The organism is Pollutimonas subterranea (genome assembly GCF_002849655.1).
GTDB classification, from domain to species: domain Bacteria; phylum Pseudomonadota; class Gammaproteobacteria; order Burkholderiales; family Burkholderiaceae_B; genus Pollutimonas; species Pollutimonas subterranea.
Genome location: NZ_PDNW01000005.1, coordinates 198,094 through 218,860 on the forward strand (window position 1 = coordinate 198,094; position 20,767 = coordinate 218,860).

24 protein-coding genes are annotated in these 20,767 nt (G+C 58.6%); 12 read left to right on the plus strand and 12 right to left on the minus strand.

Annotation, left to right across the window (positions count from 1 at the left end):
- Positions 1-104 precede the first annotated feature (104 nt).
- Positions 105-1,061 (plus strand): hypothetical protein, encoded by a 957-nt coding sequence (locus tag CR159_RS08185; RefSeq protein ID WP_102073519.1) that lies wholly within the window; start codon positions 105-107, stop codon positions 1,059-1,061.
- Positions 1,062-1,249: 188 nt separating this feature from the next.
- Positions 1,250-1,813, plus strand: a complete 564-nt coding sequence (locus tag CR159_RS08190; RefSeq protein ID WP_102073520.1) for a YggT family protein — start codon at positions 1,250-1,252, stop codon at positions 1,811-1,813.
- A gap of 62 nt (positions 1,814-1,875) precedes the next feature.
- On the opposite strand, the gene CR159_RS08195 is transcribed toward CR159_RS08190, so the two are convergent.
- The 8 genes from CR159_RS08195 to CR159_RS08230 all read right to left on the minus strand — a co-directional run bounded on the left by CR159_RS08195 (position 1,876) and on the right by CR159_RS08230 (position 8,561).
- Entirely contained in the window at positions 1,876-2,301 is a 426-nt protein-coding gene (locus CR159_RS08195; protein ID WP_439650505.1) for an outer membrane lipoprotein, read from the minus strand.
- Between the two features lie 133 nt (positions 2,302-2,434).
- Complete coding sequence (locus tag CR159_RS08200; protein ID WP_102073522.1) at positions 2,435-3,376, minus strand: carbohydrate kinase family protein; 942 nt, start codon at positions 3,374-3,376, stop codon at positions 2,435-2,437.
- 8 nt (positions 3,377-3,384) lie between these two features.
- Complete coding sequence (locus CR159_RS08205; protein ID WP_102073523.1) at positions 3,385-4,602, minus strand: zinc-ribbon and DUF3426 domain-containing protein; 1,218 nt, start codon at positions 4,600-4,602, stop codon at positions 3,385-3,387.
- Between the two features lie 22 nt (positions 4,603-4,624).
- Positions 4,625-5,557: a 50S ribosomal protein L11 methyltransferase gene (prmA, locus tag CR159_RS08210; protein ID WP_102073524.1), complete on the minus strand. Its 933-nt coding sequence runs from the start codon at positions 5,555-5,557 to the stop codon at positions 4,625-4,627.
- A gap of 64 nt (positions 5,558-5,621) precedes the next feature.
- Positions 5,622-6,968 carry an acetyl-CoA carboxylase biotin carboxylase subunit gene (accC, locus tag CR159_RS08215; RefSeq protein WP_102073525.1) on the minus strand — a complete coding sequence of 449 codons (1,347 nt, stop codon included), beginning with the start codon at positions 6,966-6,968 and terminating at the stop codon, positions 5,622-5,624.
- 3 nt (positions 6,969-6,971) lie between these two features.
- On the minus strand, positions 6,972-7,409 hold the full coding sequence (gene accB / locus CR159_RS08220; RefSeq protein ID WP_102073526.1) for an acetyl-CoA carboxylase biotin carboxyl carrier protein: 438 nt from the start codon (positions 7,407-7,409) through the stop codon (positions 6,972-6,974).
- Between the two features lie 80 nt (positions 7,410-7,489).
- Positions 7,490-7,924 (minus strand): type II 3-dehydroquinate dehydratase, encoded by a 435-nt coding sequence (gene aroQ / locus CR159_RS08225; RefSeq protein ID WP_102073527.1) that lies wholly within the window; start codon positions 7,922-7,924, stop codon positions 7,490-7,492.
- Positions 7,925-8,009: 85 nt separating this feature from the next.
- Complete coding sequence (locus CR159_RS08230; protein WP_233208220.1) at positions 8,010-8,561, minus strand: TlpA family protein disulfide reductase; 552 nt, start codon at positions 8,559-8,561, stop codon at positions 8,010-8,012.
- 88 nt (positions 8,562-8,649) lie between these two features.
- Here CR159_RS08230 and mpl point away from each other — a divergent pair, with 88 nt between their 5' ends.
- From mpl to CR159_RS08270, 8 genes are all read left to right on the plus strand, one after another.
- Positions 8,650-10,014: a UDP-N-acetylmuramate:L-alanyl-gamma-D-glutamyl-meso-diaminopimelate ligase gene (gene mpl / locus CR159_RS08235; protein ID WP_102073528.1), complete on the plus strand. Its 1,365-nt coding sequence runs from the start codon at positions 8,650-8,652 to the stop codon at positions 10,012-10,014.
- A 13-nt stretch (positions 10,015-10,027) separates the two neighbouring features.
- The gene (locus CR159_RS08240) at positions 10,028-10,648 is read left to right on the plus strand and encodes a YqiA/YcfP family alpha/beta fold hydrolase (RefSeq protein WP_102073529.1); all 621 of its coding nucleotides are present in this window, start codon (positions 10,028-10,030) and stop codon (positions 10,646-10,648) included.
- A 21-nt stretch (positions 10,649-10,669) separates the two neighbouring features.
- Positions 10,670-12,556: a ribonuclease catalytic domain-containing protein gene (locus CR159_RS08245; protein WP_102073530.1), complete on the plus strand. Its 1,887-nt coding sequence runs from the start codon at positions 10,670-10,672 to the stop codon at positions 12,554-12,556.
- 22 nt (positions 12,557-12,578) lie between these two features.
- Entirely contained in the window at positions 12,579-13,457 is an 879-nt protein-coding gene (locus CR159_RS08250) for an energy transducer TonB (RefSeq protein WP_102073531.1), read from the plus strand.
- The gene (aroE, locus tag CR159_RS08255; RefSeq protein ID WP_233208221.1) at positions 13,454-14,308 is read left to right on the plus strand and encodes a shikimate dehydrogenase; all 855 of its coding nucleotides are present in this window, start codon (positions 13,454-13,456) and stop codon (positions 14,306-14,308) included. Before CR159_RS08250 ends, aroE begins: the two co-directional genes overlap by 4 nt.
- A gap of 4 nt (positions 14,309-14,312) precedes the next feature.
- Positions 14,313-15,032, plus strand: a complete 720-nt coding sequence (gene mtgA, locus CR159_RS08260) for a monofunctional biosynthetic peptidoglycan transglycosylase (protein WP_102073532.1) — start codon at positions 14,313-14,315, stop codon at positions 15,030-15,032.
- Positions 15,033-15,112: 80 nt separating this feature from the next.
- The gene (gene lptG, locus CR159_RS08265) at positions 15,113-16,291 is read left to right on the plus strand and encodes an LPS export ABC transporter permease LptG (protein ID WP_102073533.1); all 1,179 of its coding nucleotides are present in this window, start codon (positions 15,113-15,115) and stop codon (positions 16,289-16,291) included.
- Entirely contained in the window at positions 16,288-17,142 is an 855-nt protein-coding gene (locus CR159_RS08270; RefSeq protein ID WP_233208222.1) for a symmetrical bis(5'-nucleosyl)-tetraphosphatase, read from the plus strand. The genes lptG and CR159_RS08270 overlap by 4 nt, the downstream gene beginning before the upstream one ends.
- A 30-nt stretch (positions 17,143-17,172) precedes the next feature.
- Here CR159_RS08270 and CR159_RS08275 read toward each other — a convergent pair whose 3' ends face one another.
- From CR159_RS08275 to CR159_RS08290, 4 genes are read right to left on the minus strand one after another with little or no spacing between them, the layout of a single operon-like run.
- Positions 17,173-17,916, minus strand: a complete 744-nt coding sequence (locus CR159_RS08275) for a lysophospholipid acyltransferase family protein (RefSeq protein WP_233208223.1) — start codon at positions 17,914-17,916, stop codon at positions 17,173-17,175.
- Positions 17,917-17,944: 28 nt separating this feature from the next.
- Positions 17,945-18,349 (minus strand): Holliday junction resolvase RuvX, encoded by a 405-nt coding sequence (ruvX, locus tag CR159_RS08280; RefSeq protein WP_102073534.1) that lies wholly within the window; start codon positions 18,347-18,349, stop codon positions 17,945-17,947.
- Entirely contained in the window at positions 18,342-18,935 is a 594-nt protein-coding gene (locus tag CR159_RS08285; RefSeq protein ID WP_102073535.1) for a YqgE/AlgH family protein, read from the minus strand. Before CR159_RS08285 ends, ruvX begins: the two co-directional genes overlap by 8 nt.
- 50 nt (positions 18,936-18,985) lie before the next feature.
- Positions 18,986-19,150: a rubredoxin gene (locus CR159_RS08290; RefSeq protein WP_073102607.1), complete on the minus strand. Its 165-nt coding sequence runs from the start codon at positions 19,148-19,150 to the stop codon at positions 18,986-18,988.
- Positions 19,151-19,276: 126 nt separating this feature from the next.
- Here CR159_RS08290 and thiD point away from each other — a divergent pair, with 126 nt between their 5' ends.
- Together thiD and thiE are read left to right on the plus strand one after the other, a co-directional pair.
- Positions 19,277-20,092 carry a bifunctional hydroxymethylpyrimidine kinase/phosphomethylpyrimidine kinase gene (gene thiD, locus CR159_RS08295; protein WP_233208224.1) on the plus strand — a complete coding sequence of 272 codons (816 nt, stop codon included), beginning with the start codon at positions 19,277-19,279 and terminating at the stop codon, positions 20,090-20,092.
- Positions 20,089-20,739, plus strand: a complete 651-nt coding sequence (gene thiE / locus CR159_RS08300; protein WP_102073536.1) for a thiamine phosphate synthase — start codon at positions 20,089-20,091, stop codon at positions 20,737-20,739. Before thiD ends, thiE begins: the two co-directional genes overlap by 4 nt.
- The last annotated feature ends 28 nt before the right edge of the window (positions 20,740-20,767 follow it).

The window sequence follows — 20,767 nt, forward strand, 5'->3', positions numbered from 1 at the left end:
TGATGCTTTGCACGCTTGCGCCATTTGAGATGGGTCGCACCCAAGGTGGGGGCCATATCAAATGGGAGGACGACCTCTTCGACTCAATCTCAAGGAGCATTACTATGGCAACAGCCAAGAAGGCCGCAACAACAACGGCCACCAAAAAAGCTGCACCCGCCAAGAACGCAGCACCGGCCAATAAAACCGCTGTGAAAAAAACAGTTGTCGCTAAGAAAGCAGCACCGGCCAAGACGTCCAGCCCCGTCGCAAAAAAGGCTGCCGCCACCAAGGCCCCAGCCGCAGTAAAAACACCAAGCAAGGCCGCAGCTAAAAAGGCGACTCCCGCCAAGCAAACCGCTCCAGCCAAGAAGTCGTCCTCCGCCAAACAAGCGGTTGCCAAGAAAGCCGCTCCAGTCAAAACGGCCGCTGCCAAGAAAGCAGTCACCAAGGCTCCCGTAGCCAGCAAGAAAACCGCGGTTGCCAAAAAAGCAGCGCCTGCAAAAAAAGCAGCGCCCGCCAAGAAAGCAACACCCGCAAAGAAAGTAGTCGCCAAGAAGGCAGCTCCCGCCAAGACGGCAAGCACAAAGAAAGCGGCAAGCGCGACATCCGCGGCAAGCAAGAAAGCAGCCCCTGCAAAAAAAGCGGTTGCCAAGAAAGCAGCGCCATCCAAGGCCGCCTCTGACAAAGCCGCTCCCAAAAGCGCAGCGCCTGCCAAGAAAGCAGCTGGCAAGGCCGCCGCAAAAAAGACGGCACCCACTAAAACCGCCGCAGCCACCAAAGCACCTGCCAAGGCCGCAATAAAGAAAGCAGTAAGCCAGGATGCGGCACCGGCTAAAAGCGCCGTTGCAAAAAAGGCCGCAAGCAAGAAAGAAACCGCTACGGCAAGTCCCGCTGTAACGGATAATGCGGCGCCGTCCAAACAGGCCGAGGCCAAATCCGCCACTAAGCAGCCGGCGGCGAAGAAGCCAAATGCCAAGGCCGCCGCCAAAGCCGCAAAGGCAGCCACCGCAGCACCTGCCAGCAAGAAAACGGTCAATCCGGCCGCTTCGTGGCCGTTCCCAACGGGTGGCCGTCCGTAATGATGTAGTGGTCGCGTTGCGGCGCACTTAAGTCATGCTCACGAAAGGTCGCCAGGACCGCAGCAACATCATGCGGTCCTCGTAAAACTGCCCGTCAAGCGCCGGGCAGTTTTACTTAGTGTCGACCGCTTTCAAGCCATCTGCTCTCGTGCGACAATGGCGCTTCTGACATCCCCTGTGGCCTAACCATGTTCAGCGAAGTCCTGCACTTTTTAATCAATATCATTTTTTCCCTGTTCGGAATTGCACTCATAGTCCGAGCCTGGATTTACGCAATACGGCTGCATCCATTCAATCCCTATTCGCAAGCGGTGCTGCGTACCACCAATTGGCTGGTCAATCCCATACGTACCGTTATCGGACCCGGCAAACGCATAGACTGGCCCAGCCTGGTCGCCTGCTGGCTGACGGCGCTGGTGTTTCTTCTATTGTCGGTACTCGCGCTCAGCGGGCAACTACCCCCTGTACAAAGCGTGCTTCCCATTCTGTTGACAGCCTTGCTGACGATGCTGAAGTGGACGTTCAACCTGATTTTATGGATCACCTTGATACAGGCTATCTTGTCATGGGTAAATCCACTTGCACCCGTCATGCCGGTATTGCAAACCTTGACCGCGCCCCTGCTTGATCCCATCCGCCGTATCCTGCCAAACCTGGGCGGACTTGATCTATCGCCGTTAGTACTGCTGGTGCTGGCCCAGGTCGCCATGATGGTCTTGCAGCAATTCACGTTTTCGCTGTTCGGGGTCTGAACAGCAGCATTGTCGGACTGACGCACTTGCACTAGCGTGCGTCATCCGACAATGGTCCAGTCTTACATAGGTGCGACGCGTGTCGGACCATTGCCGCTGATCAGGCGAACGCGTTGGCCCACGCCGATATTGACGTCATCCGCTTGTGCAATAACGCGTGTTTCACCGTTATCGAGACGTACGGTAATTTCCAGGCCGCGGGTTTTTCCAGTCTGGTTCTCGACAGCATTACCGGCCACCGCACCAAGAATGCCCCCGCCTATTGTTGCCAGAATATTGCCGGTACCGCCGCCGATGGTGCTACCCGCGACGCCGCCCAGCGCACCACCCGCCAGGACGCCTGCACCACTGGAGCGGTCTTTCTGGATAGTGACATTACGTACTGCCTCAACGGTGCCCAGGCGCACGATTTGTTCGCGTTGCGCCTGACCGTAGTTATAAACGGAGCTTGATGCGGTATCGTTGGCGCAGCCCGCCAATACCGCCATTGAGCCAGCCAGCAAGGCTATGCCCAGAACCCGGGTGCGACGCGCGCCCGTAAGTTTAAGATGCGTTGAAATCATGAAAAGCTCCTAGTAGATCGGTCCGCCCGGCATGCGGTTGCAGAAATGGGCATGCCAGTCAACCTAGCAAGTTCAGGCCGTAATGCTGCTTAAGGACTGTACTTAGGTCGGCGCGAGATGGCCGATGATTTTGCGGACCCTTCGATGCAATTTTAATGCTGCCCATGACGTTCGCCAAGCAGCATGCATCAAACAGGCTCCAGTTCTGTGTAAGGCCGTATAACAATCCCGCCCTGTGCGCATCGCCGCAGCCGGTCGGATCGACGACATCTTCGACGACGACAGGTGGAATTTTCGTTTCTGTGCCGCCGGTGTATAGCATTGCGCCATCCCCGCCGTGAGTCACGACAACCGCCTGCAAGGTCCGCGCGATCTCGGGCATGCTGCGTCTCGTGCGCTGAGCAACGACGCTGGCTTCGTAGTCGTTGGCGGTAAGGATGCTTGCAAGTGTCAGCATCTCGTTGATGTCATCGCCGGAAAACAGCGGCATCGCCTGGCCCAGGTCGAAGACAAAGGGCGTGCCCTGCGCATGAAGCCGGCGAGCGTGCGCAAACATGCCGTCTTTGGAATCCGGAGACACGATACCCCAGGCGGCTTCATGCCCGCTCAAATCATTCTCGGCGGAACGCATCATGGCTCCGGGATGAAATGACGCAATCTGGTTGTTATCGAGATCAGTGGTAATGAAACACTGTGGCGTATACATGTCCGGCAAAACCCGGATGAGGCTGGTATCGATACCCAATTGCTGCATGTAGACCAGGTAATCGGTTGCATCCGCACCCACTGTGCCTACCGGCACTGGGTGCCCGTCAAGAAGACGCAGGTTATAGGCAATATTGCCGGCGCAACCACCGTACTCCTTGCGCATGCTTGGCACGAAAAACGATACGCTCAGCGTCTGGATATTGTCGATAAGGATGTGATCCTTGAAATGTCCGTCGAACACCGTAATGGTGTCAAAGGCTACCGACCCACAAATCAAAACTTTGTCAGACATTACGTCCCTTATGGAAAAAACTTGCCTAATTGATAACCATTGACCTTCAGGCCGTTCAAGACTATAGGCACGCCAACGGTGATTTCGCTGGATGCGGCAAACGGCTGCTGAAGCAAGTCCGGCGTCAGGTAACTTGATGGAGGAAGGTTCTTCCTGACCACCAGGGTCCCGGAAAAGTCGGTGAGGTCCAGGACCAGCGTCGGCCACTCCTGAGGCTTGTCGTAGGTATTGCGCAAGGTAAGCTGCAAGGTCATGGAATCCGTTGGATCTCCTGCGGGCGTTGCGGCAGCCGGCGCTGCGCCAGCCGCAGCATCGGCTGCCGGCGCGGTACCGGATGCAGCACCGCCAGACGATGCCGCCGCGCCGGCAGTCGCCCTGAGCGATGAACTCATGATGGAGATCTGGTTGATCTGCCGGGAATAGGGAACCTCGCATGCCAGCTGTGCGCAAGCCTGCATCAACAACGGGCGCACAGCGGGAATATGCTGAGCAAGCTGCACGCGATAGACGTAAGCCAGCTGCGCCAGCAGGAGCACCAGACCCGCCACGATAAGCACACTCCAGAACACCGATGCGATACCCCGATAGCGAGGCGCTTCGATGTCTGGGATATCGTGTGCCTGCCTAGGGTCGCCGGTGGTCGCCGGAGCTCTCGGCTCGACATAAATTTTAGGAACCGATTGCTGCGTTCCGGTGCTTGGAAGCGCGTTCTGACGCGGCTTGGCGATAAGCGGCCCGGGCGGTGCGATGCTATCGCGCTCGCGCCCCAGGACTGGCTCAGGGCGGCGCCCACGCACGACGACGGGATCCGAGCCCTCCGGGTCCGGGTCCCTATCATCCACGCGGAACACGGGGTCCTGGCGGGAGGATTCCTGGCTGATCTGCCGAGTGTTCGAAATGCTGAAGGCGGGCCGTGTCGGGTCGGACGGCGGCTTGCGTGGCGGCTCCGAATCTGGTGTCGAGCCGGTTCCGAATACAGGCTCTTTCTTGCCCTGCCGCTGGCGCAATACACTGGGCATGGACGTTGTAGCGTCCGCTGCAGGTGCGATGGGGGCCGCAACGGGCGGAGTCGCGGGAGGGATCTCGCTGCCCGGCACAACGGCATCGTAGCCATCAAAAATATGGGCACAACTGACGCACCGGATATAGCCCTTGCGCAACTGCAGTTGCTCAAGAGTAGCGGTAAATACAGTGCCACATTGCGGGCAGCGCGTGGTCAAGTCCATAGATTAAGCGGTTTTCTAGCCCTCAGGCCGTTCTTTGGCCATGTAAACAGACCCACCCTTCCCTCGCACGCCATACATCCATCACCAACCATGGCGCATAGGCTTGTGCGACTTCCCGCGCTTGGCGCTCGAGAACGCCTGACAGCACCAAATGACCTCCTGGCGCCACACGGCCGGACAGCATGGGTGCAAGCACCTTCAACGGGTTGGACAAAATATTGGCCACGACCACGTGGGTTCGCCCTTCTGGCAACTCATCGGGCAGCATGGCCTGCACATCCACTCCGTTCACCTGTGCATTGTAGCGGGTGGACTGCACTGCCTGCTCGTCGATATCGACGGCCTGAATGTAACCCGCCCCCAGCAACTTTGCCGCAATGGCCAGTATTCCGGAGCCGCAACCATAGTCCAGCAGCGTTTCGTCGCCACTCAGGTTCTCGGCAAGCCACTCCAGGCACAAATGGGTGGTTGGATGACTACCTGTACCAAAAGCGAGGCCGGGATCCAGTTCGATGTGTATGACACCATTGGCGTCGGCGACCTGTCGATCAGCTGCCACAGGCACTTCCGGATCGTCCCGATGCCAGCTGGGGACGATCCATATACGGCTGCCCACCTGAATCGGCCCGAACTGAGACTGCGTCAAGCGCACCCAGTCGGCGTCAGGAACATCGCGCAGTGACCATTGGTCATCGGGATAATCGGCGATCCCCGCATCGCGCAGCTGTTCCAGAATCTGCCGCGGATCCAGGCCGTCGGGCAATAAAGCGACGACACGGTTGCGATTCCAGGCGTTGATCTCCGGCTCCATGCCGGGTTCGCCGAACAAAGGACTTTCAATATCGGTGTCGCCATCGGCATCTTCCACGGATACCGACAGGACGCCGGCTTCCAGCAGGGCGTCGGAAAGCGCTTCCGCTTGTGCTTCGGGGCAAATCAGCACGAGTTCGCGCATAGTAATTCCATCAATAAAACAGGGGCTGCGCCCCCGTTTACCAAGTTAAAGCCGCAGGCCCGTATCAGGGGCGCTGAGACAACTTGTGCTCCAGGTAGTGAATGCTGGTTCCGCCCTCGACGAAGCGAGCGTCCTGCATGAGCTCGCGGTGAAGAGGGATGTTGGTTTGCACGCCTTCAACTGCCATCTCGGACAACGCGATCTCCATGCGGGCTATCGCCTGCTGGCGAGTGTCGCCGTAGGTAATAAGCTTGGCGATCATGGAGTCGTAGTTGGGCGGGACCATGTATCCGGTATAGACGTGCGAATCCAGGCGAACACCCGGTCCGCCGGGAGCATGCCAACTGGTAATGCGCCCCGGACTGGGCGTGAACTTGAAGGCGTCTTCGGCATTGATGCGGCATTCGATTGAGTGGCCCTTGATGACCACATCCCGCTGTCGAAGCAGGAATTTTTCCCCGGCAGCGATGAGAATCTGCTGCTGCACCAGATCAATGCCCGTGACCATCTCGGTAACCGTATGCTCGACCTGTATGCGGGTGTTCATCTCGATGAAGAAGAATTCGCCATTCTCGTACAGGAACTCAAACGTTCCAGCGCCGCGGTAATTGATCTTGCGGCACGCTTCGGCACAGCGCTCGCCAATGCGCTCGATAAGGCGGCGCGCAATGCCGGGCGCGGGCGCCTCTTCAATAACCTTCTGGTGGCGCCGCTGCATGGAGCAATCACGCTCGCCCAACCAGACTGCATTGCGTCCTCCATCTGCCAGGACCTGGATCTCGATGTGGCGGGGATTCTCGAGAAACTTCTCGAGGTAGACCTCGGGATTATTGAATGCGGCTCCGGCTTCGGAACGCGTCATGGTGACGGCATTCAGCAAGGCGGCTTCGGTATACACCACCCGCATGCCGCGGCCACCGCCTCCGCCCGCCGCCTTGATGATGACGGGATAGCCGACTTCGCGCGCAATGCGCTGGATCTCCTGCGGGTCGTCCGGCAACGCGCCTTCAGAGCCAGGGACTACCGGCACGCCCGCGGCAATCATTGCATGCTTGGCGCTGACTTTGTCGCCCATCAGGCGTATGGATTCGGGGCGTGGACCGATGAACACAAAACCGCTTTTTTCGACACGCTCAGCGAAGTCCGCGTTTTCCGCCAGAAAGCCGTAGCCCGGGTGTATGGCCTCGGCATCGGTGACTTCAGCAGCGGAAATTATCGCAGGCATGTTCAGGTAGCTGTCGCGCGCTGGCGCAGGGCCGATACATACCGATTCGTCGGCCAGCCGCACGTATTTGGCGTCGCGGTCGGCCTCGGAATGAACCACCACCGTCTTGATGCCCAATTCGCGGCAGGCACGCTGGATGCGTAAGGCGATTTCTCCGCGATTGGCTATGAGAATTTTTTCAAACATGAATTACCCAATGACAAACAGGGGTTGACCATATTCGACGGGCTCGCCGTTCTCGACCAGGATTTCCTTGATGACACCGGACTTGTCAGCCTCGATCTCGTTAAGAAGTTTCATTGCCTCGATAATGCACAACGGCTCGCCTTCCTTGACCGACTGCCCAACCTCAACAAAAGGCGATGCTCCGGGATTGGGAGCGCGGTAGAACGTGCCCACCATAGGCGCCTTCACCTGGTGTCCCACAGGAGCCTCGGGGGTAGCGGGCGGAACAGCTGCAGCCGCAGGCGCCGCCGCGGGGACCGGCTCGGGCGCATAGGCCACGGGCTGCATCGCCTGGGAAAATTTTACGATTCTGACCTTGCCTTCACCCTCGGTTATCTCGAGTTCCGCTATGCCCGACTCGGCTACCAGGTCAATCAAGGTTTTCAGTTTTCTTAGGTCCATACGAACTTCCCGTGACATTGCCCTGGTGCGATCGCACAGAGCAAGCATAATGATTAAGGTTAACAGTGATTGCGCCGCGCTTAGTTGGCCAGCGCATAGAGCAAGGCCGCTTCGTACCCGAAGGATCCCAGGCCTGCTACCACTCCGACAGCCTTGTCGGTCAGAAAAGAGTGGTGGCGGAAAGGCTCCCGCTTGTGCACATTGGATAAATGTACTTCGATAAAAGGAATGCTGACGCCTGCCAACGCATCTCGCAGCGCTACGCTGGTGTGAGTATATGCGGCGGCATTAATAAGAATGAAGTCGATGTGGTCCCGGCTTGCAGCCTGAATGCGATCGACCAGTTCACCTTCGTGATTGCTTTGGAAAGCGGTGCAGCGTGCGCCGCTTTCTGTCGCCAACTGCTGCAAGCGTTGGTTAATATCGTTCAACGTACGTCGTCCGTAGACCTCTGGCTCGCGTGTGCCGAGCAGATTGAGGTTGGGGCCGTGCAAAACAAGAATGTGCTGCGCCATCGCGGATTTTTTATGAAGACAGACCGCCTTTTTACGCTAAAAAGGCGTATTTGTCCATTAAAGCCAAGTAACTTAAGCGACTGTTTCAGCGCATGCCGACAATGATTTGCTCGAGTTCCGCAGGCTTGATTTGACCCAGTAGTTGGCGAGCCACTTGGCCTTGCTTATCGAAGACCACCGTAAACGGCAGGCCGCCCTGCTTGTTGCCCAGAGCGCGCATCAACTTGATGGCGCCATGGCCGGCAATGAGCAAGGGATACGATACCTGCACCTTCTGACTGAACTTTTCAACATTCACCTGCGTATCGACCGCCAGGCCCACGAAGCTGACATCGCCGTATTTTTTATGCAGGGCGTCAAGATCGGGCATCTCTTTTACACATGGCGCGCACCAGGTTGCCCAGAAATTGAGGACCAGCGGCTTGCCCAGGTAAGCGGTGAATTCCACCTGTTGGCCTTCCAGGTCGGGAAAGCCATTGGCGTAAAACGGATCGGGTGGCAAAGCGCCAGCGTACGCCGACGGTAGTTGCAATACCGTACCCGCCGTTGCAATCGCCGCGTAGCGCAGGAATTCTCGCCGTTTCATATCGTCCAGTCCATAGGTAATCAAAAGCACATTTATGATAGCACCTGGCATAAAGCCGTCCGCCCGGCGTCACTGCCGCGGCGCTACCCAATACCGATATTTCGACCCGACTGACTACAATAGGCGCCGGAGGAAAACAATGCATCTACATATTCTTGGCATCTGCGGAACGTTCATGGGTGGCCTGGCGCTGATTGCGCGGGCGGCCGGCCATACCGTCACGGGATGCGACACAGGGGTCTATCCTCCCATGAGCACCCAGCTCGAGGAACAAGGCATCCGCCTGATCGAAGGCTTCGACGCCTCGCAAGTGGAGTTGAAGCCAGACCTCTACATTGTCGGCAACGTCGTCACTCGGGGCAACCCGCTGATGGAAGCCATACTCGACCGTGGCCTGCCCTATACATCCGGACCCCAATGGCTGGGCGTGGAGATATTGCAAGGCCAACATGTGCTGGCGGTCGCGGGCACGCACGGCAAGACCACCACCAGCTCAATGCTGGCATGGATACTTGAGCACGCCGGGATGGAGCCTAATTTCCTTATCGGCGGCATTGCCTCCGACTTGAAGGTATCGGCACGATATCAACCAAGCCGGACGACATTTGTGATCGAGGCGGATGAATACGACACGGCATTCTTCGACAAACGTTCGAAGTTCGTACATTACCGCCCCCGCACGGCCGTGTTGAACAACCTGGAGTTCGATCACGCCGACATTTTTCCGGACCTGCCGGCCATCGAGACTCAATTCCACCATCTGGTCCGCACCATACCGTCTGAAGGCCGGATCATTCGTCCAAGCGTATGCGAGCCGCTGGACCGCGTTTTAGCGCGTGGCTGCTGGACACCCGTCGAGACCTTCGGACCCGGGGGTCAATGGCAAGCCGTTCCCGATGGGCACGCCTGCGACTTCCAGATCAAGGTCAACAACGCCCCCGTGGGCACGTTGCATTGGGACCTTACCGGCGAGCACAACCGCATGAATGCGCTGGCCGCCCTGGCGGCGGCCGAGCACCTGGGTGTTCCGCCCCCCCAGGGGATAGAGGCGCTTTCGGCGTTCAAGGGCGTGAAAAGACGCATGGAATTGCGGGGTACCGTCAACGGCATCAAGGTCTATGACGATTTCGCGCACCATCCCACCGCCATTTCCACGACGCTCGAGGGATTGCGCAAGCAAACCGGCAAGCAGCGTATCCTCGCCGTCATCGAGCCGCGCTCGAACACCATGAAGCTGGGCAGCATGGCAGCCCGCCTGCCCGCCGCCTTGCAGGAAGCCGATCTTGTGTTCTGCTTTGGCGCCAGCAGCGGCAAGCACGCGCTGGGCTGGAACCCCGCCCAAGTCCTGTCGCCCCTGGGCGAGCGCGCGTCGGCCTACGACGACCTGGACAAATTAATGGATGCCGTATGCTTGTCAGCAGCGCCCGGGGATTCTATTCTGGTAATGAGCAACGGAAGCTTTGCGGGAATACACCAAAAGCTTCTCGACCGCCTGCAACCCTGAAGGAATACGAACCATGATCCTGTACCTGCACGGTTTTCGTTCATCGCCCAAATCCAGCAAGGCCACCCAGATGGCACAAGCCATGCAAGAGCGCGGCCTGAGCCAGGAATGGGTCTGCCCTCAGTTGCCGGCCAGTCCGCAACGCTCCATCGCGTTGGCCAGCCACCTTATAGAAGTTGCCGTAAAAGAAAAAGGCTTGCAGCCTGAAAACGATCTCGCTATTGTCGGTTCGTCGCTGGGCGGCTACTACGCCACCTGCCTGGCGGAACACTGGAAGTGCCGCGCAGTCGTACTGAATCCAGCCGTGTATGCGGCGCGCGACCTGGCTACACAAGTGGGCGAGCACACGCTGTATCATTCGACGGATCCATTTGTTTTCCTGCCCGAGTATGTCGACGAGCTGGCCGAGATGGCGGTCGGAAAGCCGGCCCGGCCCGAACGATATTATTTATTGGCCGCCAAGGGCGACGAAGTGCTCGACTGGCACGAGATGGCCGACTGGTATGTGGGTAGCCAGGGCCACATACTTGAAGGCGGCGACCACGGCTTATCCGACTTCCAGCAGTGGCTGCCCGAAGTCCTGGATTTTGCCTTGGGCACCCGCCAACACCCTACACGAACCGACACGCGATAGCGCATGTCCTGATGGAAAATTATGTACGTTCTTTACGAAGACAGCGGGAACTTCAAGGCGGAAAAGATCTTTTCGCAAAGCGACTCCACCATGCAGGTGGAGTCCGAATCGGGCAAGCGCAGCAAAATCAAGAATACCAGCGTCTTGTTCAGCTTCGAGCAGCCGGCACCCGCCGTGATGCTCGAGCAGGCACGCGACCTTGCCCAGACGCTTGAAATCGATTTCCTTTGGGAATGCGCGCCGCAGGAAGAGTTCGACGCCGCCACGTTCGCCCAGGATTATTTCGGACACGCACCCAGCGCAGTAGAAAAAGCCGGATTGATCTTTGCTCTTAACAGCGCACCCGCTTACTTCCATCGGCGCGGCAAAGGGCAATACCGGCCGGCGCCCCCCGACATCCTGGCTGCGGCGCTCGCCGCAATCGAAAAAAAGCAGAAACAAGCTGCCCAGCAACAGGAATGGACCGACCAGCTGGTCGCCGGTCAATTGCCCGAGGCCATTGCCGAGGTCGCCCATTCCTTGCTGACCCGACCCGATAAGAATACGCTGCAATGGAAGGCGTTTGAAGCGGCAATCGAACAGTTGCACACAAACCCTGAAAAGCTTTTGCTGCAGCTGGGCGCCTGGCCACACGCCCTGGCCGTGCACCAGCATCGTTTCATGACTGCGAATTTCCCCAAGGGCACGCAATTTGCGCCGGTGCAAGTCGGCGAAATCGCGGCTGACCTGCCCATGGCCGACGTGGTTGCGTACTCGGTCGACGATACCAGCACAACCGAAGTCGACGACGCCTTGTCCGTGACGCCGCTCGATAGCGACACCGTTCGAATTGGCGTCCACATTGCGGTGCCCGGCCTGGCGGTCACACGCGGCAGCGACGTGGACAAACTCGCCCGGACGCGCATGTCGACGGTTTATATTCCCGGGCTGAAGATCCCCATGCTGCCCAATGAGCTGATCGATGCATTCTCGCTGGATGCAGGCAAACCCAAGCCAGCCCTGTCCCTGTACGTAACGGCGAACTTGACCACGGGCGAGCTCCTTTCATCTGAAACCCGACTCGAACGCATCCAGGTACGAGAAAACCTGCGCCATAACCTGCTGGATGAATTCGTTACCGACGAAGCCCTGGCCGATCCTGAATCCGACTTGCCGTATGCCGAGTGGCTGCGGCCTTTATGGGCCTACGCCCAGCTTCTGTCGGCGCAGCGCGAGCAGGTACGCGGCAAGCCTGAAAACAACAATCGTGTCGAATATTCGTTTGTGCTGGATGGTCCCTACGATGACCCCGACACGCCGGTGCAGCTGGTACCACGTCGCCGCAACGCGCCGCTGGACCGCCTGGTTGCCGAATACATGATCATGACCAATAACATCTGGGGTGGCCTGCTGGCGCAACATGGCGTGCCCGGCATCTACCGGTCCCAGCAAATGGGGCGTGTACGAATGTCCACGCACGCGCTGCCACACGAATCGATAGGCGTCCCGCAGTATGCATGGTGCACGTCGCCCTTGCGCCGCTACGTCGACCTGGTCAACCAGTGGCAATTGATTGCCACCGTCGAACATGGTGTCTCAGCAAGGCTGGTGGCCCCATTCAAACCCAAGGATGCCGATCTGTTCGCCATTATTGGCGCTTTTGAATCCCAGTACACGGTATGGAGCGACTACCAGTCCGCCATGGAGCGTTACTGGTGCCTGCGTTGGCTGCAACAACAAGACCTACGTACCGTGCAGGCCAGCGTGTTGCGCGACGATCTCGTACGCCTGACATGCGCGCCGCTGGTAACACGCGTCCCTGGCCTGCCGGAGCTTGAACGCGGACAACTCATTACACTGGACATACTCGGCTTCGATGAACTGGCACTTGAGCTGGAATGCCGGCTGCGCGAAACTGCAATAGCCTGATCACTTTCCGTACGGGCCAGATATGTCTATGCTTTCCGCCCTGCTGTTGCGTGTCCGCATGCCGCGCAATGACTATTTGCGCATCGCACTGCTGCTGTCGTTGGTCATCCATGCGGCTGTCCTGACTGTGCATTTTTCCAGGCCCATTCCTCCGAAGGCAGCCGTGAATGCGCTGGAAGTCACACTGGTCAATGCCCGCAGCACTGCGGCACCCATCAAGCCGAAAATGCTCGCCCAGGACATGCTCAATGGTGGCGGCCAGGTAGAATCCGGACAGGCCAGCTCGCCCCTGCCGCGCACGGCCAAGTCGCCCGACGAGGTGGTGCTGGCTGCCTTGCACAAAAAGCAGCAAGAGCTCGAGGCGGAACAGCTCAGACTCTACACGCAATTGACGGCACAGCAAAAAGTCCTCCCTGAGCGCCAGGAACCCGACCTGTCCGAACCCTCCAGTGAATCCGGCGCCGACGATGTGTCGCAAGAGTCACGCTTGGTCAATGCGCAGATCAGCGCCTTGAAGGAACGCATAGAGCGCTACAACGCCCAGCCACGCCACCAATTCTCGGGACCATCGGCACGAGCCGTGGACTACGCGACCTATGTAGAGGCGTGGCGCGAGAAAATCGAATTGCTCGGTACCGAGCATTATCCGAGTGAGGCACGCGGCAAGGTGTACGGCGACTTGCAGCTTACGGTTTACATACGCAAGGACGGTTCGCTGGAGCGCGTCGAAATCGATCGCCCCTCTGAACACCCCATACTGAACCTGGCTGCCACACGCATTGTGCAGCTGGCCGCGCCATTCGCGCCGCTACCCGCGAGCATGGCTCGCAATACCGACGTGTTCGCCATTACCCGAACATGGCATTTCATGAACCAGCAATTGGAAACCAATACGCCGTGAACCGCGCCATACCGCTCAAACGCTACGCCGTGATCGGCAATCCCATCGAACATAGCCGCTCTCCCTTCATACACGAGCTCTTCGCACGGCAAACCGGCCTGGCCATTACTTACGAAAAGATCAAGGCACCATTGGACCGGTTTGAGACAACGGTGAGGGAATTCTTCGCCCAAGGAGGCCAGGGCCTTAACGTTACCGTACCGTTCAAGGAAGAGGCCTTCGCCCTGGCAAACCCCAACCTTACTCCGCGCGCACGGCTGGCCGCCGCGGTAAACACCTTGTGGATGGACAAGGGTAATCTGCACGGCTGCAATACCGACGGCGTCGGCTTATTGAACGACTTGCTGAGGCTGGGACACTCGCCGAAAGACAAGGAAATACTGCTGATCGGAGCCGGCGGCGCCGCCCGAGGCGTCGTTTTTCCACTGCTTGAAGCCGGCTGCGCCCGTTTACGCATAATCAACCGAAGCCCTGAGCGCGCGTTAACGCTGCATCGCCACCTGGTCGAACAACTGCCCGACCTGTCGCCGCGTCTATCCTGCGGCAGCCTCGCCGATGCCGGCGGCCCCTGGGACATGGTCATCAACGCGACTTCGAGCAGCCTGGGACAGGCAGCGCCTGACCTGCCCGGGAATCTCTATAAGCCCGTGTCGCTTGCCTATGACATGGTGTACGGCGGGCAAGCCACGCCGTTCATGCGGCAGGCCGCGGAACAAGGGGCACAAACCGTGGCGGATGGGCTGGGCATGCTGGTCGGCCAGGCAGCGGCTAGCTTTGCCATCTGGCATGATGCCACGCCCGATATGGAGGCCGTGCTGACCGCCCTGCGCCAACAGCTTCGCGCTCACTGATCCCATGGCTGCCCGCAAACTAAACAAGACAAAGGTCCTGGGCGTTGCACTGCTGGCCGCATTTGCCGCGCTATTGCTTTATCTGTTTGGACTTTTCATCATGGTCCTTTGGCTAAGTGTGCGCAATCCCGGCAGCAGTGCCTTCATGGACGCCACACTGGCCGAACTGCGTCTCTCCAAGCCCGAGGCCGAGCTCAAATATCAATGGACGCCCTACGATGGGATCAACAAGTCTCTCAAGCGCGCTGTAGTGGCCTCCGAGGACTCGAAATTCACCGACCATGAAGGCGTTGAATGGGAGGCAATCCGCAAGGCATGGGAATACAACAAGAAGCAAGCTGAAAAAGGCAAGAGCAAAATGCGCGGTGGATCGACGATTACCCAACAGCTGGCCAAGAACCTGTTTTTATCGAGATCGCGCAGCTATTGGCGCAAGGGGCAGGAACTGATACTTGCCTACATGATCGAGTTCGTCATGAGCAAGCAGCGCATACTCGAGCTATACCTGAATGTGGCGCAATGGGGCGGCAATGTGTTTGGCGCCGAAGCCGCCGCGCGGCATTACTACGGTGTCAGCGCGGCACGGCTGAGCCAGTACCAGGCTGCGCAACTTGCCGCCATGCTGCCCAACCCCGTCTATTATGAAAGCCATCGCAAGACCTCGTACTTGATGTCTCGCACGCGAACCATACAGAAACGCATGCGGCTGGTAGCCATTCCCTGATCAGCGGTCCGGCCGGTACCCGCAAATGTTAAGCTTGTGCCTTCGACCCTACACATTCGTTTCAGGTATCAAGCAATCGCATGCGCACCGCCCGCCGTTATCTAGCCAGCGAAATCTACCGCTCCAGCGCCGTGGTCCTGATGGCGCTGATCGGGCTATTCACTTTTTTCGCACTGATCGAAGAGCTGGACAATGTGGGCAGCAAATTTACCTTGCTGAACCTGTTCTACATGCAGGCCCTGGCGTTGCCGACCCGCTTGTACGATCTGCTTCCCATTGGCTTGCTGATAGGCGCCATCCTGGCGCTCGCCGGCCTGGCGCAACGCAACGAACTCGTCATCCTGCGCGTCTCCGGCGTCAGCGGCATGAAGTTGCTGACCATGCTGTGGGTGGTCACCATACCCCTGGTCCTGGGCGCATTCCTGCTCTCTGAAGTGATCACGCCCGCAGCTGAAATAAAATCCAGCGAGGCCAGTCTTACCCTGCTGGGCAGATCCGGCGGTGGTCAACTGAACAGCGGCTATTGGTTCAAGGAATCCGATGCCGATGGCGGCACCCGCATCATCAACATTGCACAACTGAAAGCCAATGGCGATGTCAGCGACGTCACCCTGTATGAATTCGACAAGGGACAGACCCTGGCCGCTTTTTCCAAGGCAAAGGAAGGCCGCTTCGTGGCCGGCACACTGGAACTGCGCGAAATCGCCCAGACCCGGATCGACGCCAGCTCAGTATCGGCCTTGGCCGACGCCACGAAACCGGATGCGCCATTGACCCAGCTACAGGCACTGGACAGCCGTGTCCTACAAACCACGCTCACCCCCGAACGGCTCATTGCACGCATCCTGACCCCTGAACGCATGTCCATTTTCGATTTGCTGGATTACATCGACTACCTGGAAAACAACCGGCTGCAGACAGAACGCCAAGTAGTCGCCCTGTGGCGCAAAGTAGCCTATCCGTTCACGCTGCTGGTAATGATTACCATCGCCGCGCCAATAGGCTTCATGCAAACCCGTCGGGGTGGTGTCGGCAGCAAGGTTTTCATCGGAATCCTGCTTGGGGTCGGCTTCTTCATGTTGAACCAGTTGGCGCTCAATGTCGGCATGCTGAGTAAATGGGCGCCGTGGGTTACCGCCCTGGTTCCGAACATTGGCGCGCTCGGCCTGGCGCTGGGCGCTCTTATCCTGATGGAAAACCAGCACAATGTACGCCGTTTCAACCAGACCCGCTGGCCATGGAGCAAGTCTCCCGCATGACAGTCCCCGCCATGACCCCTCCCGAGCCCAGCATCTGGATGATCGGCGACCTGCAAGGCTGCTACCAGCCCTTGCGTGAACTGCTGAGTCATCCGGACATTCGCGCGGACCCGAACGCAAGATTCTGGTTCGCCGGCGACCTGGTCAATCGGGGTCCCAACTCCCTGGCCACGCTGAAGACGGTCATGGCTTTGGGAGACCGTGCGGTTTCCGTACTCGGCAATCACGATCTTCACGTGTTGGCCGTCGCCGCAGGCGTGCGCAAGCCTGGCAAATCCGACACCATCGACGACATCCTGGGCGCGCCTGACGCACAAGAGATGATCGACTGGCTAAGGCATTGCCCGCTTGCCCACTATGAGCAGAGGCACTTGCTGGTCCACGCCGGCGTGCTGCCCAAGTGGACCACCGAAAAAACCCTTGAACTGGCCGGGGAAGTGGAACAGGCCTTGCGCGGACCGGACTGGAAGGCTAGGCTGGCCAAGATGTACGGCAACGAACCTACGCAGTGGAATGACAATTTCCGCGGCAGCAAACGCCTTCGCGTCATCATCAACGCCATGACGCGCATGCGCATGTGCGACAAGAATGGCCACATGGAGTTCACCTTCAAGGGAGCTCCCATCAACAATGGCCAGCTGATGCCGTGGTTCGATGTGCCGAAGCGGGCCGCTACGCAGGACACCATCGTCTTTGGGCACTGGTCGACCTTGGGCTTGATGCTGCGGCCGGATGTCATTTGCCTGGATTCGGGCTGCGTCTGGGGCCGACAACTGACTGCCATGCGGCTGCAGGACCACAAAATCGTGCAAATCCCCTGCGATCAGTACCAAGAGCCGAAAGACCATTAGGAACCGGGCGCAACGCCAAGCCGTTCAGCACTAGCGCCGCACGATAGCCTGCCGGACCACGTGGTGAGCATGCGCCGCGACCTTGGCTCGGCCATGCTGTGCACAGTAATCGCTGCTCATCACGTCGAGAAATTCAAGTTCTACCGATACCCCGGTCGTGCCAAGCAAACGCCACATATTCTGGAGCAAGGTCTGCTCGCCGACGAAGGCCACATAGTCGCTGCGCCGGCCACGGTGAAAAAACCGCAAGGCGAGCGGCTGGATATCCACGTTGACGCGTATCGCCGGGTCAAACAGGCTGGAATGAAAAGGCGCTACGTCGCAACCCGGGGATGTCGTACCCTCGGGAAACAGGCCGACTATTTCTCCGCGCTCGAAACGGGTTTTCATCTGCTGGCCTACTGCGCGCACGGCATGGCGATGGCCCCGCTCGATGAATACCGTGCCGGAACCGGCCACCAGCCAGCCAATGACAGGCCAATGCCTTATCTCGCTCTTGGCGATGAAGGAAACGGATCGAACGCTATCGATGATAAAAATGTCGAGCCACGAGACGTGATTGACCACCCACAGTGCAGGTCCCCGGGATATGGGTTTTCCAGATACCTTGACCCGGACGCCGCAAAAAAACAACAAGATACGTGACCATCGAACCGTGATCGCCGATCGCGCCGCCAGGCCGCAATAAGGAAAAAAAAGCGAAACCAGCATCAGCCCCAGCAACAGCCAGATGATAAGGAACACCGCTCGCGGCACAAATAACAAGACGGTCAAATCATTCTCTTTGGAGTCTCTCTGCCGATTAGTTTGGCGGCGTCAATGCATCAAGATAGCGTTGCAGAATTACTGCGGCGGCAACGGCATCGTCAGGGGCATTCGTACCCAGCAGTTCTTGAGCTTCCACACTGGAGCCTCGCTCGTCAACGAGCTCCACTACCACCCCAAAGCGACCGTGCAGCTGGTTAGCGAAGCGTCGGCACCGCAGGGTGGCGTATTGCGCTTCGCCATTCAGGGCAAGAGGCAAGCCGACCACTACCCTGTCAGGCTGCCATGTTTGCAGCAATTGCGCGATCGCCGAGAATCGTTGCTCGCGCGTCACCGACCAGAGAATCTCCAGCGGACGCGCCTGGCGCGTCAATGTGTTGCCGATGGCAACGCCGATTTTTTTCGTCCCGTAGTCGAAAGCCAGCAATGTTTCTTCAGGCATGGCCCGCATCGCCCGCCAGCATGAGCGGATCGATACCCAACTGTGCCAAGGCGGCGCCATAACGGCCTTCTGCGGGAGTATTGAACAGGATGTCGGTATTGGCCGCCACGTTAAGCCATGCGTTCTGCGACATTTCGCTTTCCAGCTGCCCCGCTCCCCATCCCGCGTAGCCCAGCGTGACCAGCAGCATGGCAGGTCCACGCCCATTGGCGACGTCCTGCAAGATGTCGCGCGAGGTGGTGAGGGCCACATCGCCCAATTGAATGCTGGAGCTATAGCCACCGGCCGGCGCGTGCAGTACAAAGCCCCTGTCGGTCTGCACAGGGCCGCCGAAAAACACCGGCGCATCGACCACGGGCCCTATTTCGAGGGCGAGATCGAGCTCGATGCGCTTGAGCAAATCGCCCAGCGTGAGATCGGTCGGCCGATTGATGACCAGCCCCAACGCGCCATGTTCAGTGTGTTCGCAAACATAGATGACGGTATTGGACAGATTGCCTGCCACCTTGCCGGGCATCGCCACCAAGAGTTGCTGGGACAAGTCGGCGCTTGACTCGGCCTCCGGCCGATTGACTGTGGAAACCATGACTCGCCCTCCTGCGTCAAAGTTCAAACCCTATATTGATCTTGACCGTATCAGACCTCAATCAGTTCAAAATCTTCCTTGCGAGCGCCGCATTCCGGGCAGACCCAGTTCGGAGGGACGTCTTCCCAAAGAGTACCCGGTGCGATTCCTTCTTCGGGAAGGCCCGCTTCCTCATCATAGATCCAACCGCAAATTAAACACATCCATGTACGCATTTTTATTACTCGCTGTAAATTTCATCCCAAACCCGCGGAGTCGGGATGCTTCTATTAGAATGGGGTTAATGTTACTAAACCCAATAGCAACGCTGGGCATATTTCCCAAGCTGTTGCAGGAAACTTGTGAATATCAACGCTGTGCAAGCATCAATCCCACCGTTAGTGCTTATTTTCGGTCCTTTCGACCCCAGCGGCTCGAGTAGCCTGCCCGCCGACGCGGTTACCTGTGCGGCCCTGGGCTGCCATGCACTTAGTACACTGACGGCCCTGCTTGTACAGGATACCGCCAGCACCGAAGACATCCAGCCAGTGGCGGCGGAGCTGATAGACGACCAGGCTCGCTGCCTGCTCGAGGACATGACGGTCAATGCCATCAAGGTCGGGTCACTTTATACAACGGAATCAGTAAGCGCGCTTGCTCAAATAGCGGCAGATTATTCCCATGTACCGCTGGTTCTGCATCTCACCTCCTTTCCCGACGAAACGCTGATCACCGATTTTGACGCCGAGGATGTACAGCTTGCACTTTTCGAGCTGTTGTTGCCACAAACCGACATTGTCGTTGTCGACCATAATCTACTGGCGCGCTGGCAGTCCCACGGAGCCCTTATGGGCACTGATGCCGACACGCCGGTCGAGGCGCTACTGCAGTTCGGTGCCAAGTGGGTATTGACCAGCGGTGCTCCTTTGCGTCCCGGCCAAGGCAGCTATCTGTTGCAAGGCCAGGACAAGCAAACCTTCAACTGGCCGTGGCAGGCACCCCCGACGCGGCTGAATGACGCCGACGGCCCGTTGGCCTGTGCCATTACGGCGCAACTGGCGCGCGGCCTCGATGTTCAAAAAGCCGTCGATACCGCCCTGTCGCTGCCGGCCTCCCTCGTGTCCCGTTCTTTCCAGCCGGGCATGGGCCATCGCCTTATCAACCGATCCACACCATGAACGCATTGCTACGTTTTCCCAAAGGACTATATGGTGTCACGCCCGAATGGGACGACACCGACAAGTTGCTGGATGCCATCAGCGCCGCCGCCCATGGCGGAATGGTAGCGTTGCAGTGGCGCCGCAAGACAATCGACCCCGATGCGGGCCTGGCGCAGGCGCGGCGGGTGGCGGAACATTGCCAAAAAGAGGGCCTGCTGTTCATTGTGAACGATGACTGGCGCCTAGCGTCGCTGATCGACGCTGATGGCGTTCATCTCGGCCGTGAAGACGGCAGCGTTGCCCAGGCCCGTCTGGCCCTGGGTCCCGGCAAAATCATAGGCTGTTCCTGCTATAACCAGCCCACGCTGGCGATCGAGGCGATCAAGGCCGATGTGGATTATGTTGCCTTCGGAGCCATGTTCGCGTCCAGTGTCAAGCCGGATGCCGTGCGCGCCACGCTCGACGATATCAGGCAAGCCCGGACAATCGTGGAAAGCAGCCAGACGGAGCCGCGTGTCGCGGTGGTCGCCATCGGGGGCATCACTGCCGATAACGCCCGCGAAGTCGTCGACGCCGGTGCCGACAGCATTGCCGTGATCAGCGGCCTGTTCGAAAGCGCCGATATTCGTGACACCGCAGCCCGATGCTCGGCACTTTTCGCGTAAAGCCACTGTTTTACCCCTGTTATGCTAT

Coding starts and splice junctions, on each gene's coding strand:
- prmA (WP_102073524.1), bottom strand. CDS start 5,557: ATGCGCGAACTCGTGCTGATTTGCCCCGAAGCACAAGCGGAAGCGCTT.
- CR159_RS08205 (WP_102073523.1), bottom strand. CDS start 4,602: ATGGACTTGACCACGCGCTGCCCGCAATGTGGCACTGTATTTACCGCT.
- CR159_RS08230 (WP_233208220.1), bottom strand. CDS start 8,561: ATGCCAGGTGCTATCATAAATGTGCTTTTGATTACCTATGGACTGGAC.
- accC (WP_102073525.1), bottom strand. CDS start 6,968: ATGTTTGAAAAAATTCTCATAGCCAATCGCGGAGAAATCGCCTTACGC.
- CR159_RS08250 (WP_102073531.1), top strand. CDS start 12,579: ATGTCTATGCTTTCCGCCCTGCTGTTGCGTGTCCGCATGCCGCGCAAT.
- lptG (WP_102073533.1), top strand. CDS start 15,113: ATGCGCACCGCCCGCCGTTATCTAGCCAGCGAAATCTACCGCTCCAGC.
- CR159_RS08240 (WP_102073529.1), top strand. CDS start 10,028: ATGATCCTGTACCTGCACGGTTTTCGTTCATCGCCCAAATCCAGCAAG.
- CR159_RS08285 (WP_102073535.1), bottom strand. CDS start 18,935: ATGGTTTCCACAGTCAATCGGCCGGAGGCCGAGTCAAGCGCCGACTTG.
- ruvX (WP_102073534.1), bottom strand. CDS start 18,349: ATGCCTGAAGAAACATTGCTGGCTTTCGACTACGGGACGAAAAAAATC.
- mtgA (WP_102073532.1), top strand. CDS start 14,313: ATGGCTGCCCGCAAACTAAACAAGACAAAGGTCCTGGGCGTTGCACTG.
- CR159_RS08190 (WP_102073520.1), top strand. CDS start 1,250: ATGTTCAGCGAAGTCCTGCACTTTTTAATCAATATCATTTTTTCCCTG.
- CR159_RS08200 (WP_102073522.1), bottom strand. CDS start 3,376: ATGTCTGACAAAGTTTTGATTTGTGGGTCGGTAGCCTTTGACACCATT.
- CR159_RS08290 (WP_073102607.1), bottom strand. CDS start 19,150: ATGCGTACATGGATGTGTTTAATTTGCGGTTGGATCTATGATGAGGAA.
- CR159_RS08195 (WP_439650505.1), bottom strand. CDS start 2,301: ATGGCGGTATTGGCGGGCTGCGCCAACGATACCGCATCAAGCTCCGTT.
- accB (WP_102073526.1), bottom strand. CDS start 7,409: ATGGACCTAAGAAAACTGAAAACCTTGATTGACCTGGTAGCCGAGTCG.
- aroQ (WP_102073527.1), bottom strand. CDS start 7,924: ATGGCGCAGCACATTCTTGTTTTGCACGGCCCCAACCTCAATCTGCTC.
- mpl (WP_102073528.1), top strand. CDS start 8,650: ATGCATCTACATATTCTTGGCATCTGCGGAACGTTCATGGGTGGCCTG.
- CR159_RS08185 (WP_102073519.1), top strand. CDS start 105: ATGGCAACAGCCAAGAAGGCCGCAACAACAACGGCCACCAAAAAAGCT.
- CR159_RS08270 (WP_233208222.1), top strand. CDS start 16,288: ATGACAGTCCCCGCCATGACCCCTCCCGAGCCCAGCATCTGGATGATC.
- CR159_RS08245 (WP_102073530.1), top strand. CDS start 10,670: ATGTACGTTCTTTACGAAGACAGCGGGAACTTCAAGGCGGAAAAGATC.
- thiE (WP_102073536.1), top strand. CDS start 20,089: ATGAACGCATTGCTACGTTTTCCCAAAGGACTATATGGTGTCACGCCC.